The organism is uncultured Methylophaga sp., from assembly GCF_947259025.1.
Lineage (GTDB): Bacteria > Pseudomonadota > Gammaproteobacteria > Nitrosococcales > Methylophagaceae > Methylophaga.
Map to the genome: position 1 here is coordinate 157,164 of NZ_CAMYKO010000004.1, position 12,856 is coordinate 170,019.

Below are 12,856 nucleotides of genomic sequence, written 5' to 3' on the forward strand. Positions count from 1 at the left end.
ATTGCCTGTTAATTGGAAAATCATGGCGTCAATTTGCAACGCCTCTATCTAACAGGCCGAACGAGATTCAAAATCAACAACCCCTGGTTACATTTTTTTCAGCAGCGAAAACTCAGCCTGCTTCAACCCGGGCCCAGAACCGCGTCAGGTAACGCACTTTTACCGGCAGGGTACTGCTGAGGTTTTCCAGTACCGAGCGGGTATCGTTTAAATGAAAAGCCCCGGAAATCCGGTAATCGGCCACCTTTTCATCACAACTCAGCATGCCCTTATGATAGCGGGTGAGTTCCTCGATAAAATCAGCAAGCCGCCAATCGCTGACAATCAGCAAGCCCTGTGTCCAGGCATCGGCATTGGCAGGGATAGCCGTGGAAGCACCGTAGTGCTTTTTGGTCATGTCGGCCTGGTTACCAGCCTGCAGAGAACGACTGTGTTCCAGACCGTCGGCGGTCATTTTCACGGCATGCTCAAACACTTTGACTCGGCTCCGGGCTCCGTCACTGCTGACACTAAAGCGGGTCCCCAGTGCCTGCACCTGACCATGCGCGCTTCTCACAATAAAAGGCCGCTGATGATTATCACTGGCCGTGGTCAGCATCACTTCACCGCGATGCAAAAACACTTCCCGTTTATCAGAGCTGAAACGCACATCCAGTGCCGAGTCGGTATTAAGTTGAAGCTGGCTACCATCGGCCAGAGTGATATCACGGCGCTGTCCCACGGCAGTGCGGTAATCGGCGGTCAGACTGATCAGCCGGTTTTTTTGCTGCCAGGCTGTCCCCGCCCCGCCAACTGTCACTACCACCATCAAGGCTTTGATCATCTCCCGGCGTGAGCGGCGGGCTTTATCCAGTGTTTCGTGACGAATATCACGGGGCAGCCCGCGAAAGCGTTTTTGTAGTTTCTGAATCCGGCGCCAGGCCAGGACATGCCTGGAGTCGGCTTCCAGCCACTGTTTATGGGCATCGTGCAGCGGGTCGTCGGCAGCAGCAGATTTAAGATCGACATACCAGGTGGCGGCGGCTTCCAGAATATCGGCATCCAGCTTCATCGTATCACTCATCCACTGACAGCAGGCACTGGGTCATCGCACGGATAAAGTGTTTCCGCACCGTGTTGACGGAAATATCGAGGCGACGACTGATTTCGACATAAGACAAACCATCGAGCTGCGCCATCAGAAAGATCTGACGTCCCCGTTCGCTCATGCTATCCAGCATCTGGTCGATTTCCATCAGGGTCTCAAGAATGCTGTGCTGGAGTTCAGGTGAAATAGCATATTGTTCCGGCTGTAGCGCTAACGCATCCAGATAGGCCTTTTCCACGCTGCGGCGGCGGAACACATCCACCAACAGGCCGCGTGCAATACTGCTCAGATAGGCTTTAGGGGCACGCAGATCTTCAGCGCGGTTCTGAACCAGCAGTTTGATAAAGGTTTCCTGAGTCAGATCGCTGGCCTGATCATCACAGTCCAGGCGGCTTTTGATCCACTGCCAAAGCCAGCTGTGATGTTCTCGATATAAGATTTCCAGGGTCTGCTGTGTCATCCAGTAAAAACAAACGATTACGATTGATAATGAGATACATTATCGTTTATGTGTTCGTTTGGCAACTAAATCGTTGTTTTACAGCCTATTCAGGCAGTGCACGCTGCTGAGCAGGCTTGCTAACAGGCCTGAATCCGGGAAAATTGCCCGAGTTCGGCGTCGCCATATACACAGCATGAACAGCATGTTAATTTGACCCGCAGCTTATTGATTGGAGCCGTTATGAGCAGACTTTACGGTGATAAACACCGCGATTTTCAGGATCAGTTTGACAGCCGGCAGATGGCAGACCGGGTTGAAGAACTGGCTGTTGTGACAGAAATTTCTGAAGAAGCGGCAGCGTTTATCGAGCAGCGGGACATGTTCTTTCTGTCCACCGTCGATCACCAGGGCCGCCCCACGGTCTCCTATAAAGGTGGCGAGGCAGGCCGCTTTGTGAAAGTGGTTGATGACAACACCCTGGCCTTTCCCAGTTTCGACGGCAATGGCATGTACTACTCAATGGGCAACATCGACGGCCAGTCCGAAGTGGGCATGTTGTTCATCGATTTTGAGAAACCCCACCGCATCCGGGTTCAGGGTAAAGCCAGCGTATCGGCTGATGATCCGCTGTTATCTCACTGGAAAGAGGCTGAACTGGTGGTCAGGGTAAGCATCACTGAACTCTGGCAGAACTGCCCGCGTTACATCCATCGCTATCAGAAAGTTAAAGATTCACGCTACGTGCCCAAAAACGAATGTGAAACGCCGGTCGCGACCTGGAAACGGGTGGATGAAGTCCAGGATGTGCTGAAAAAGCATGAACGGGAGCAGGTTGAAAAAGCCGGCGGCCAAATTGCTATTGAAGAATGGGCGGAGATGGTTCAATCCGGTGACGAAAACGCCTGAACAGGCTCACTCCCCCACCACCCGAAGCTTGGTCGCAATAAAATCTTTATGGGAAACATGTAACAGATTGGCCAGCCGGCGGATCACGTGCTGTTCGAGTTCATGAATATGCTCATCAGCCCAGGCCAGTTTCCATAAAGACTCGATCAGCTCGATTTTTTCTTCGGCGCTGAACTCGCGGTTGAGCTCGGAGGTGAAGCGATAAAAATCGGTGGAATCTTCATGCGCATCCTCCGCTTCAGCAATCAGCTTCTCGGCATCCTGCTCGCTGATGTGAAAACGGCTCGACAAAATATGGCGCAGCATCGCTTTTTCCGTCTCATGCTGCTCATCATCAACGGCAATAATCTCCACCATCAGCGCCACCGCCGCCAGCAATTTTGATTGCTCGCGGTCAGCAAGCATGGCATCAGTCTCTTCGCCAAGCGTTGTGCTCAGCATTTGTTTCAGTTTTTCTATCATCACGTCTCCTCAGCAAAAGCGACTCGATCTTCAAAAGAAAGTTCTTGAACCACAGGAATCAGGAATAATGCCAGTAAACCGGGCCTCAATAAAAGCAGGCCCGGTGTTTTTCAACAGCCGGGCCTGCCCCAGGTTTATTGCTGATTAAGACTCTGGTACAAGTCAGAAATCGTAGCGAAGGCTGGCAGTCACATTACGCGGCGCACCGTACGCCAGTTGGCTGTAAAAACCAATCTGACTGTAGTATTCCTCATCAAAGACATTATTAAGGTTGAGCTGTGCCTGTAATGAAGCGCTGATTTGATACCTCGCCATCAGGTTCACCAGTGCAAAGCTGTCCTGCTTAAGTTTATCCTGGTCCCCCACCGGATTGGTGGCAATCGTGTAGTTACTGCTTTCCCAGTTAAGACCACCGCCCAGCGTCAAGTCCTGGATACGATAGGTCGTATAAAAGGTGGCTGTTCGGCGAGGGTGCTCGGTATTAACCGCATCGCCATTGGCATCCTCGGCTTTGAACTGTGACCAGCCCAGCAGAATATTCCAGTTCTCGGTCAGCGCACCGTTGACCTCAAACTCAAAGCCTTTGCTGGTCGCACCTTCAGCAGGATCATAGGCTTGGTTCGTAGTGCCTGGCACCAGGTTATCCGGATCCACCTGGCCCAAGTTATCCTGTTCAATCCGGAAAACCGAGAGTGTGGTACTCAGCCTGTCATCCATAAAGCTGGCTTTGATACCCGCTTCGTAGTTTTTACCCTCTATAGGCTCCAGGAAGTCACCATTTTTATCCTGTAAGTTCTGCGGTTGGAAAATTTCGGTGTAACTCACATAGCTTGAGTAAGTATCGTTGATATCGTAGATAAGGCCAGCATAGGGTGTGATTTCGTCATCATGTTCAAACTCATACATGCTGCCATCCCAGTTCATACCGGTGACTTCCCAGTCAGTCACACGACTGCCCAGAATCAGTTTCAGCGGATCCGCCAGACTCAGTCTGGTCACGGCATAAAGCCCGGTCTGTTTGGTATCACGTGTAACGTAGGTTCGTTTGGCCCCCCAGCTTGGCTCTGGGTAGCTGCCATCCCAATCATAGAAGTTACCCACTGCTGAGGATGTCAGCGCATCGCGGCGCTTGGCAACAAAGTCCTGATCACTGTGCATCAGGCCCAGCGTCACCTCATGACCTTGCCCGAATAGTTCAAACGGTATGTTGCCGTAGATATCGATGTTTTCCTGTTCGCGTTCGTTGTCATACCAGGAGGGGCTGGAAGACATCCCCAGCCCGGTGTTGCGGTCCGGCGATCCACTCAGATAAAGCAGGCGCAGGTCACCCTCGTTGACGCTCTTGCTATAGGCTGCATAGACCATCGCACCGGAATCAAAAGTGTGCTCAAGATTCGCATAATAATTAGTCACCTCAGAGCCCCAGCGTGTCCAGTCTGCACCCGTCGTTTTCGATCGGCTCCAGTCTGTGCGTGAGCCATCGCTGAACCAGACAGGTAAACCACCCCAGGTTGATGATGTGGGGTTGTGATCCTGATAACTGACGCCGACATTTAACAGCGTTTGATCGGTCAAATCAGCAGCGATAGTCCCCATAAAGACCTGACGCTCATCTTCAAGCAGGTCAACATAGGAACGGCTGTCATGATAGCTCCCCACCAGACGGCCACGAACCGTCGCCGCTTCGTTGAGTGGTGTTGAGATATCAACAGTGCCCTGATACTTGTCCCAGGATCCCGCGGTGAGGGTTGCCTGTCCATCAAACTCGCGGCTATCTGCCCGCTTGCGAACCAGATTGATGGCAGCAGAAGGATCCCCTGCCCCGGTAATCAGACCCGTCGCTCCGCGGACTATTTCCACACGGTCATACAGCACGGTGTCGGTCATTGTCTCGCCGGCAGAATACCCACTTTCCCAGGTCGTGGGTACGCCATCAATCTGGAGATTATTAATCGCAAAACCACGCGCCGAATAATTAAAACGTGAACTGTCATTGGCTTTAGCAGAGACACCCGTCGCCAGATTGACGACATCAGTAATCGTCTCCAGCTCAAAATCATCAATTAACTGGCGGGTGATCACAGACACCGACTGAGGCGTTTCTTTAGCTGAAAGACCCAATCGTGTCGCAGTGTTCATCTTGTTGACCTGATATTCGCCAGTATGCTCTGACGCACCAGTCCAGTCAGCTGAGACTCCCATTTTGGGGAGTGAAATGGCGTTGGAATCCTGCTCTTCAGCCATCACAGGCTGAATGACAAGCAGGCCAATAGAAGAGGCTAAAAGGGTTTTTACAAATTGCATTGATAAGCTCCATCTGCGTGAAGCTGATGGAGTTTAACAAACAGTAAATATAATGCAAATAGTAATCGTTATTATTTAGTAAACTTATGGCAGATTACACTGACGTTAATCCTTGTTAATAACAACTGCCGCCTGATAACGGGATTTACCATAACCCAGCATGCGGTTGAACTCTTTATGCGTGACCGGAATGTAGCCGCTGTCGGTGACGCTTTTATTATCATCCCAGGCCACATCGGGGTCATGAAAATAAACGAAGGTATCAGACACTGATACTAACAATACCCAGTGAGGTGATTTGCTCTGATTAAGCCGGTAAGAGCTGATCAACACCAGAGCCAGCCCACCTTGTTGCAGGTAAGGCGCTAACAAGGCGATATCAACAGGCGCCTGGATCTGGATAATGTCGGCTGCATCCAACTGTCTGGCAAAGTCCTGGTGCACGCATTCAATCACCGCCTTTTTATCCTCGCTGCGCACACCATCAATGAACGGCACCGCATCCGTGTTCGTAAGTAACGTGACATCAAAACCGCGCCGCTGAGCTGCCAGCGCCAGCCCATGCGGGCTGCAACCGCCATGACCCGAGGTCATGAAAATGGTCGTGGCCTCACGCCATAGCTGAAGCTCGAGCTGACGCTCAAGCTCAATTCCTCTATCAAGGCTTTTCATCGCCATCATCAGACAGGCCGGGCCGCAGCTGAAGTCGGTGGTTTGTGAGTAATGTGCCACTGCCGGGTGGCTGACTTCGGGCAGGTGATGCAAAACCTTCATCATGCGCAGCGCATCACTGTGATCTTCATAGAAATCACTGACAATGTCGAAACGCTGATAGCCGAGTTTCTGATAGAGGCTGATAGCACGCTCGTTATCGGGCCTGACTTCCAGCCGCAGGAAACTGCGGCCATCGTCCAGTGCCCGGCTTTCAGCCTCAGCCATCAGTCGCTGCGCTATACCCGCCTTACGGAAAGCGGCATCAACAGCGAGAGAATAAACCCGGCCCAGTGATGTTCCCTGTGAATAAAGCAACAGGACATAGCCTGCCAGTTGCTTATCGGCCTCGGCCACCAGCAACAGGCTGTGGCCTTTTTCGATCATCCAGCGAAAACTACGGCGGGAAATGCGATCGCTGTCAAAACAGGCTGTTTCAAGCTCATTGAGGGCATCAACATCCGCTTTGCATGCCGGTCTGATAGTGAGTTCAGCGGCTATTGTGGTGGACATTGGCATTATCGGTTAATCCGTCCAGGGCCATACCGATGACCTGGCGGCCCCGGAACAGCACCAGCTCCTGCCACTGCTTGTCCTGCGGGCAGAAAAAGTCCTGCATGGCATGCTTGATATCCAGTGTGTTGTCATCAGACCAGTCTACCTTGCCCGATTGCTGCAGCTTTTGATCCTCTGATAAGACCTGCAGCATTTGCTGGTTGCCATAGGTGCCAAACTCCAGTGTCAGGTAGCAGACATGCTCGCCCTGGCTGTGCCAGAAATAGTCATGCAGGCCCAGCTTGGTGCCCGAGCTTGAGTTGCCCAGTGAGGGTTCCGTGACCGTGGCACCGAACAAATCCACCGCATAATCATGCGCCTTGCTGTCGACCGGATGATCACAGATCAGCTCACCATAGCCGTAGGGGCCGAGACCGCTGTGAATATCGAGCACAATGATTTGTTTGCGCCTAACCGGTTTGATTTCGGCGACCAGTTCTTCGATCACCTGGCGCGACCAGCTCGCCTGTTTGCCGCCGTAATAAGGCATCTCCGGCTTTTCGTATTGCCCCTCCGACAAAAGGTCAAACTGCTCACGATCCCGGGCAATGCTGGCAATATCGGTTTTACCCTGCGCCAGTTGATCCCAGATCGCAGTGGCACCGGACTTCGGTAGCTTGGCATTGAAATCAACAAAGTTACGGTTAACGTCAATGCCTTCGTCATCGTTGCGACTGGCCCAGGCAAAGCCCCAGGGGTTGAGCGCATGAACCAACACGACACCGACATCGGCGGGTAAACGGCGATAACGGCTGAGAAAGTCCGACTGAATAGCGGAGCCGGCCCCGCCCTCAACACCGTGCACACCGGACACCACTACCAGCACCTTATCCGCCTTATGATTGCCGGCCCAGGCAATATCGCAGAACAGTTTTTCATTTTTGGGGCCTTTCATCGTGTGTGGCAGATGGCTGAACTTTTCGACAATTGAACTGGTTTCGGCATGGCTGACGAACTGATCACGGGCATCCGCATAGCGCTGCGAAAAAACACTCAAAACGGCTTCTGCAAACATGGCAAAAGGGCCTCCAGCATGGGTCGATATAAAAAGATAAACAGACACACAATGCTGACGCAAAAATTTTTGTACCCTGTCAGGTGATTAGTCGTATTATTCGATTTTTTAGCGCCTGATCAGGCCACACTGCGGAACTGCATAGAATGACTAAGCATTTGATTGTTGTTGAAAATATTGAAGACTGGCGGCCTTATTTTCCCAGCGAACAGGTGGTTGCAGTTGATGACTATTTGCAACAGCTATTGCCGCAGACTGACGGTCGTGCGCAAATTATCAACCTGTGCCGCAGCCTGGATTATCTGAGCCGCGGCTATTATTGCTCAATGGTTGCCGAAGCCCGCGGCCACCGCGTGCTGCCGGCATTGAAAACGATTAATGATTTGTCGCGTAAAAGCCTGTACAGCTACGACCTGTCGGACTTGTCCCAGCAACTCAGTAAACTGATCGCTGCCAGCCCACAGCAACAAAGCCTGCTGCTCAAAATCTATTTTGGCCAGAGCCCGGACACCTCGCTACAAAAACTGGCAAGACAGGTGTTTGAACAATTCCCCTGCCCGATTATCGAAGTTGAATTCAGTTTCAGTGATCACTGGCAAATCAGACAGATTCGAGCCGCGGCGCTCAACAAGCTGAATGAAGCTGAGCAGGACTTTTTCGCCCAGGCACTGGATAATTTCCGCCACCGCTTATGGCGTAAACCCGCCAAACGCCGGCAGTTTCGTTTTGATATGGCGATCCTGCATAACCCGGATGAAGCGATGCCGCCCAGTAACCCGGCCGCTTTAAAGAAACTGATCCGCAGTGGCCGCCGTCTGGGAATTGATGTCGAGCTGATCACACCGAAAGACTATATTCGTCTGGCGGAATATGACGCCCTGTTTATCCGTGAGACCACCGCGCCGCACAATCACACTTATAAATTTGCCCGCCGCGCTGAGAAAGAGGGGCTGGTTGTGGTCGATGATCCGACCTCCATCATTCGCTGCACCAACAAGATTTACCTGAAAGAACTGCTGTCGGCCAATGATCTGCCGATGCCCGAGTCTCACCTTTTATATCGCAATGACGAGGCCGGACTGAATGCGTTGTGTGCGACGGCAAACTTTCCGCTGGTCATGAAAATCCCCGACGGCGCCTTTTCACGGGGTGTCATCAAGGTCAAAACTGCCGAGGAATTACGCCGTGAAGCAACCGCCTTCTTCCAGCAGTCCGCCATTATTCTGTTGCAGGAATTTATGTACACCGACTACGACTGGCGTATTGGCATTTTCAATCACAAACCCATCTATGCCTGCCAATACTTTATGAGCAAAGGCCACTGGCAGATCTATAACCACAACAGTAAAAAAGGCACTGACAGCGGCAAATCAACGGCTTTGCCGATCAGTGAAGTACCGGAAAAAGTGCTGCGCATTGCCAGCAAAGCTGCCCGGCTTATCGGTGATGGGCTGTATGGAATTGATATCAAACAAAGCGGTTCGCGCACCGTCATTATTGAGATCAACGATAACCCCAGTATCGACAGCGGGGTGGAAGATGAATATCTCGGCGTCGCGCTGTATGACGATATTATGCGCGAGTTTTTACGGCGGCTGGAGCTGAAAAAAACGGCGGGGCGGTAGTTTGTGCTCCGGTTTCTGTTATCCCGGTGGGGACTGGATTGCCGCGTCGCAAGCTCCTCGCAATTACAGGGGAAAAGTTGAGCCGCATAAGTGGGGTGTTGGCAAAGCGTTTTGGTTTATGCATCCACGGCTGGACTGGATTGCCACGGCGCAAAGCGCCTCGCAATGACAAGGAGAAAGCTGAGCCAATTAAGTGCGGGTTTTGGCAAAGCGTTTTGGTTTATGCATCCATGGCCGGGCTGGATTGCCGCGTCGCAGGTGCCTCGCAATGACATAGAAGAAGCTGAGCCACTTAAGTGCAGGTTTTGGCAAAGCGTTTTGGTTTATGCATCCACGGCCGTGCTGGATTGCCGCGTCGCAGGCTCCTCGCAATGACAAGGGAAAAGCTGGGCTGATTAAGTCTGGGTTATGGCAGACGTTGTTGGTTCATGCATCCACAGCCGGGCTGGATTGCCGCGTCGCAGACACCTCGCAAAAACAAGCTGTAAAACCCCGTCATCGCGAGGCTTTGCCGAAGCGATCCAGGCCCGGATTCAAATGCCCTGAGCCAGACTTGCATCAGCAAAACCCCACGCTAACGCGTATTCTCGTCAGCTATCAGAAACGGTAACTGGCACCGACGTGTAGGTAACGTTTCTCACCGACAAAGTAGCGATAGCCATCCGGATCCGAGTTGGTGTTGAAGTCAGCCCGTTCGGCATATTCGGTGTTGAACAGGTTCTTAATGCGGCCATAAACCGTGAAGTTACTGGTGACATCATGCGATGCACGCAGGTTAAAGACATCATGTCCCTCGTACTTCTTGTCATTGGCGTCATTCAGGTAATAATCACTCATATGCACCCATTCCAGTTCGGCACGGGTTTGAGTTGAGATATTCCAGCCCAGGCGAATATTGCCGATGCGCTTGGGCGCAGTCACCAGATAATCACCTTTTTCGATATCCGCATTGGGCTTGTCGAAGTCATATTCATGCTTGGCAAACGCCACGTTGGCGGCGATATCGAATGAGTCATTGAATGGGTAGAACATGCCCAGTTCCAGGCCGGTGTGCTCGGTTTTACCGTTGGGTACGTTCTGATCGCTGCTGTCAGTAAAGAAGTAATCACGCTTCTTCATATGATAGGCAGTGACTTCATATTGCAGCCCCTCACCCACTTTACGCAGCCCCACTTCAACGCTGTCGATTTCTTCGGAATCAGCAGTACCGGTTTGTGAAGGCCCGATCTGGGCACGGTACAAATCACTGGTTTGCGGTGCCCGCGTACCACGAGAATAGTTCACAAAGGCTGCGGTATCTTCGGTTAATTGCTGAACCAGACCCAGCTTGGGACTGAAGTTGCTGAAGGTATCGACATCGCTGTCCGGTCGCAGATAGCGCCCACTGTCTGGCAAAGTGCGGGAGTTCGTATTGTTGGTATAGTCATAACGCGTGTATTCATAACGCAAGCCCGCAGTCATCCGAGTATTTTCAAGAATCTGCCACTCTGTATGAATGTAGGGCGCAATTACCGTGGCATCGACCTCGTAATCGTAGTGTGTGCCTTGAACAAAATCGCTCACAAAGCCACTAGGGAAAACTACTGTTGGGTTAGCCTGCACCTCGGAAAGCTCACCCTCGGTGTACTCCAGATCAGTACCGACAATAATCTTATGCCCGCCGTCCAGGTCTTTGGTGAAGGAGGACAACAGCCCTACACTGCTGTGCTTGTTTTTCTCCAGCGGCTTACCAGGCAGGAAGTGCATCAGGAATTCCATTTCGGTATGGCGCATATAAGGCGTCAGGGTAAACCGTGATGAATCACTGAGTTCACGGATCCACTCGGTCGACAGTCGGTATGATTTGGCATCACGGTAGGCATCCGGATCAGGATTGGTGCGTGAGCGGCTTTCACTCTCGTAAGCCTTGAAACCGGTGATGTATGGTGTGGTTTCCTGGTTCAGGTTGGTGTAGCTGAACAGGGTTTTGAAGCTGTCGATATCGCCATAATAATCATGGCGCAGCGAGACTTTCTGCTGGTCGTAACCCGAGTCATTGGCATAACCGCCGTCGGTGGTGCCCAGCACATTCACCCGGTAGCCATGACGACCGACTGTATCACTGACAGAACCTTTAGCGGTGTAGAGGTCATGAGGACCGACTGAGAGATCAATTTCCCGTTCCAGCTCCAGCGACGGTGCCCGACTCAATACGTTGATCAGACCATGCACAGCGTTGGAACCATAAAGCGCACTGCCGGGACCACGTACCACTTCAATGCCACCCGCTTGTTCATAGTTCACTTCAAACAGGCCATTGACGTTGGCAAAGCCCGCAGCACGCAATGGAATACCATCTTCAAGAAACAGGAAGGAGCCGGCACCGGCACCGCCACTCAGAACCGGCGAGCGAATCGAGGTCAGGTGCTCCTGACCGTTACCGTGCTGTACGTTGACACCGCTGATACGATTAACGACCTCAGTCACATGATCCGGTCTGACCAGATCAATTTCTTCCTGAGACACTTTACCGGTATTACCAGCCTGTTCCAGCAGTGGTGACTCTGCACGGGTGCCAGTCACGACCAGGTCATCCAGGGTTGCAGCTTCTTCCGCTGCCATTAGCTGTCCGCTGCCTGCCAGACTCAGCGCCACCATCAGCGTAATTTTGGATTGTTTAAACATCATCTCTCCCACTTTTATTTGTTAGTTTGCTTATTTTTGTGGCTATGCTCTCACAGCAGCTGGGCTATCCGCATCAGGAAAATTCCTGATTTGTGTTGAAAACGCGTCGATAAATCCCCATTTACTGATCCAAATCAATTTCAGGTGTATAAGTCCGTTTATGGAATACAAAGACTATTACAAGATCCTCGGCGTCGCCCGCGATGCCTCGCAGGACGAGATAAAAAAAGCCTATCGCAAGCTGGCACGCAAGTATCATCCTGATGTCAGCAAAGAGGCAGATGCCGAGGATAAATTCAAAGAAGTCGGTGAAGCCTACGAAGTGCTGCGCGATGCACAAAAACGCGCCCAGTACGATCAGTTCGGCAGCAACTACCGTCATGGCCAGTCGTTCAACCCGCCTCCAGGCTGGGATGAGAGCATGGGCGGTTTCGGCGGCGGCAATTTCAGCAGCTTCTTCGAAAACCTGTTCGGCGGTATGGGTGGCATGGGTGGTGCTGCCGGTGGTGGCATGGGTGATAACTTCTTTGCCAAGGGCGAAGACGTTAACGCCAAAATCACGATTTCTCTGGAAGATGCCTATCATGGTGCGACCAAAGCGATACGCCGCCCCGCCGGCGCCAGTCAGGGCGGCACGATTAACGTTAAAGTCCCGGCCGGCATCAGTTCGGGTAAGAAAATTCGGCTGGGAGGTCAGGGTAAAGCCGGTGCCGGTGGCAAGTCCGGCGATTTATTCATCGAAGTGAATATTGCACCACACAAACTCTACCGGCTGGATGATAAGGATATTTATCTGGATTTACCCATTGCTCCCTGGGAAGCGGCACTGGGTGCTAAAGTCACGGTGCCGACCCTGGCCGGAAAAATCAGCCTGACCATCCCGGCCGGTGCCCGCAGTGGTCAGAAGATGCGCCTGAAAGGCCGCGGTCTGCCGGGCAAAGAACCCGGCGATGAATTTGTGGTCTTGCAAATCATGACCCCGGCCGCCGACAGCGACAAAGCCAAACAGCTTTATCAGCAAATGGCTGAAGAAATGCCGTTCAACCCACGCGAGGCACTGGAAAAAGTCTGACACTGGAGGTTTT

Annotated in this window: 10 protein-coding genes; 3 read left to right on the plus strand and 7 right to left on the minus strand. The window is 52.2% G+C overall.

What is annotated here, in order from left to right; translation table 11 throughout:
- Window positions 1-112: 112 nt before the first annotated feature.
- Window positions 113-1,063, minus strand: a complete 951-nt coding sequence (locus tag Q0X64_RS03930) for a FecR domain-containing protein (RefSeq protein ID WP_297809243.1) — start codon at window positions 1,061-1,063, stop codon at window positions 113-115.
- On the minus strand, window positions 1,056-1,547 hold the full coding sequence (locus Q0X64_RS03935) for a sigma-70 family RNA polymerase sigma factor (RefSeq protein WP_297809244.1): 492 nt from the start codon (window positions 1,545-1,547) through the stop codon (window positions 1,056-1,058). Before Q0X64_RS03935 ends, Q0X64_RS03930 begins: the two co-directional genes overlap by 8 nt.
- A gap of 222 nt (window positions 1,548-1,769) precedes the next feature.
- Between Q0X64_RS03935 and Q0X64_RS03940 the strand changes: the two genes are divergently transcribed.
- Window positions 1,770-2,435, plus strand: a complete 666-nt coding sequence (locus tag Q0X64_RS03940) for a pyridoxamine 5'-phosphate oxidase family protein (protein ID WP_297809245.1) — start codon at window positions 1,770-1,772, stop codon at window positions 2,433-2,435.
- 6 nt (window positions 2,436-2,441) lie between these two features.
- Here Q0X64_RS03940 and Q0X64_RS03945 read toward each other — a convergent pair whose 3' ends face one another.
- The 4 genes from Q0X64_RS03945 to Q0X64_RS03960 form a co-directional block, all read right to left on the minus strand.
- Window positions 2,442-2,897, minus strand: a complete 456-nt coding sequence (locus tag Q0X64_RS03945; RefSeq protein WP_297809246.1) for a TerB family tellurite resistance protein — start codon at window positions 2,895-2,897, stop codon at window positions 2,442-2,444.
- A 162-nt stretch (window positions 2,898-3,059) separates the two neighbouring features.
- Complete coding sequence (locus Q0X64_RS03950; RefSeq protein WP_297809247.1) at window positions 3,060-5,201, minus strand: TonB-dependent siderophore receptor; 2,142 nt, start codon at window positions 5,199-5,201, stop codon at window positions 3,060-3,062.
- A 105-nt stretch (window positions 5,202-5,306) separates the two neighbouring features.
- Window positions 5,307-6,425: a GNAT family N-acetyltransferase/peptidase C39 family protein gene (locus Q0X64_RS03955; protein ID WP_297809248.1), complete on the minus strand. Its 1,119-nt coding sequence runs from the start codon at window positions 6,423-6,425 to the stop codon at window positions 5,307-5,309.
- Complete coding sequence (locus Q0X64_RS03960; protein ID WP_297809249.1) at window positions 6,403-7,482, minus strand: DUF2817 domain-containing protein; 1,080 nt, start codon at window positions 7,480-7,482, stop codon at window positions 6,403-6,405. Before Q0X64_RS03960 ends, Q0X64_RS03955 begins: the two co-directional genes overlap by 23 nt.
- 146 nt (window positions 7,483-7,628) lie before the next feature.
- Here Q0X64_RS03960 and Q0X64_RS03965 point away from each other — a divergent pair, with 146 nt between their 5' ends.
- Window positions 7,629-9,107, plus strand: coding sequence for a RimK family protein (locus tag Q0X64_RS03965; RefSeq protein ID WP_297809250.1), 1,479 nt, complete (start codon window positions 7,629-7,631; stop codon window positions 9,105-9,107).
- A gap of 597 nt (window positions 9,108-9,704) precedes the next feature.
- Here the strand turns inward: Q0X64_RS03965 and Q0X64_RS03970 are convergent.
- The gene (locus Q0X64_RS03970) at window positions 9,705-11,774 is read right to left on the minus strand and encodes a TonB-dependent receptor (RefSeq protein ID WP_297809251.1); all 2,070 of its coding nucleotides are present in this window, start codon (window positions 11,772-11,774) and stop codon (window positions 9,705-9,707) included.
- A 157-nt stretch (window positions 11,775-11,931) separates the two neighbouring features.
- Here Q0X64_RS03970 and Q0X64_RS03975 point away from each other — a divergent pair, with 157 nt between their 5' ends.
- Window positions 11,932-12,843, plus strand: coding sequence for a DnaJ C-terminal domain-containing protein (locus Q0X64_RS03975; protein WP_297809252.1), 912 nt, complete (start codon window positions 11,932-11,934; stop codon window positions 12,841-12,843).
- Window positions 12,844-12,856 lie beyond the last annotated feature (13 nt).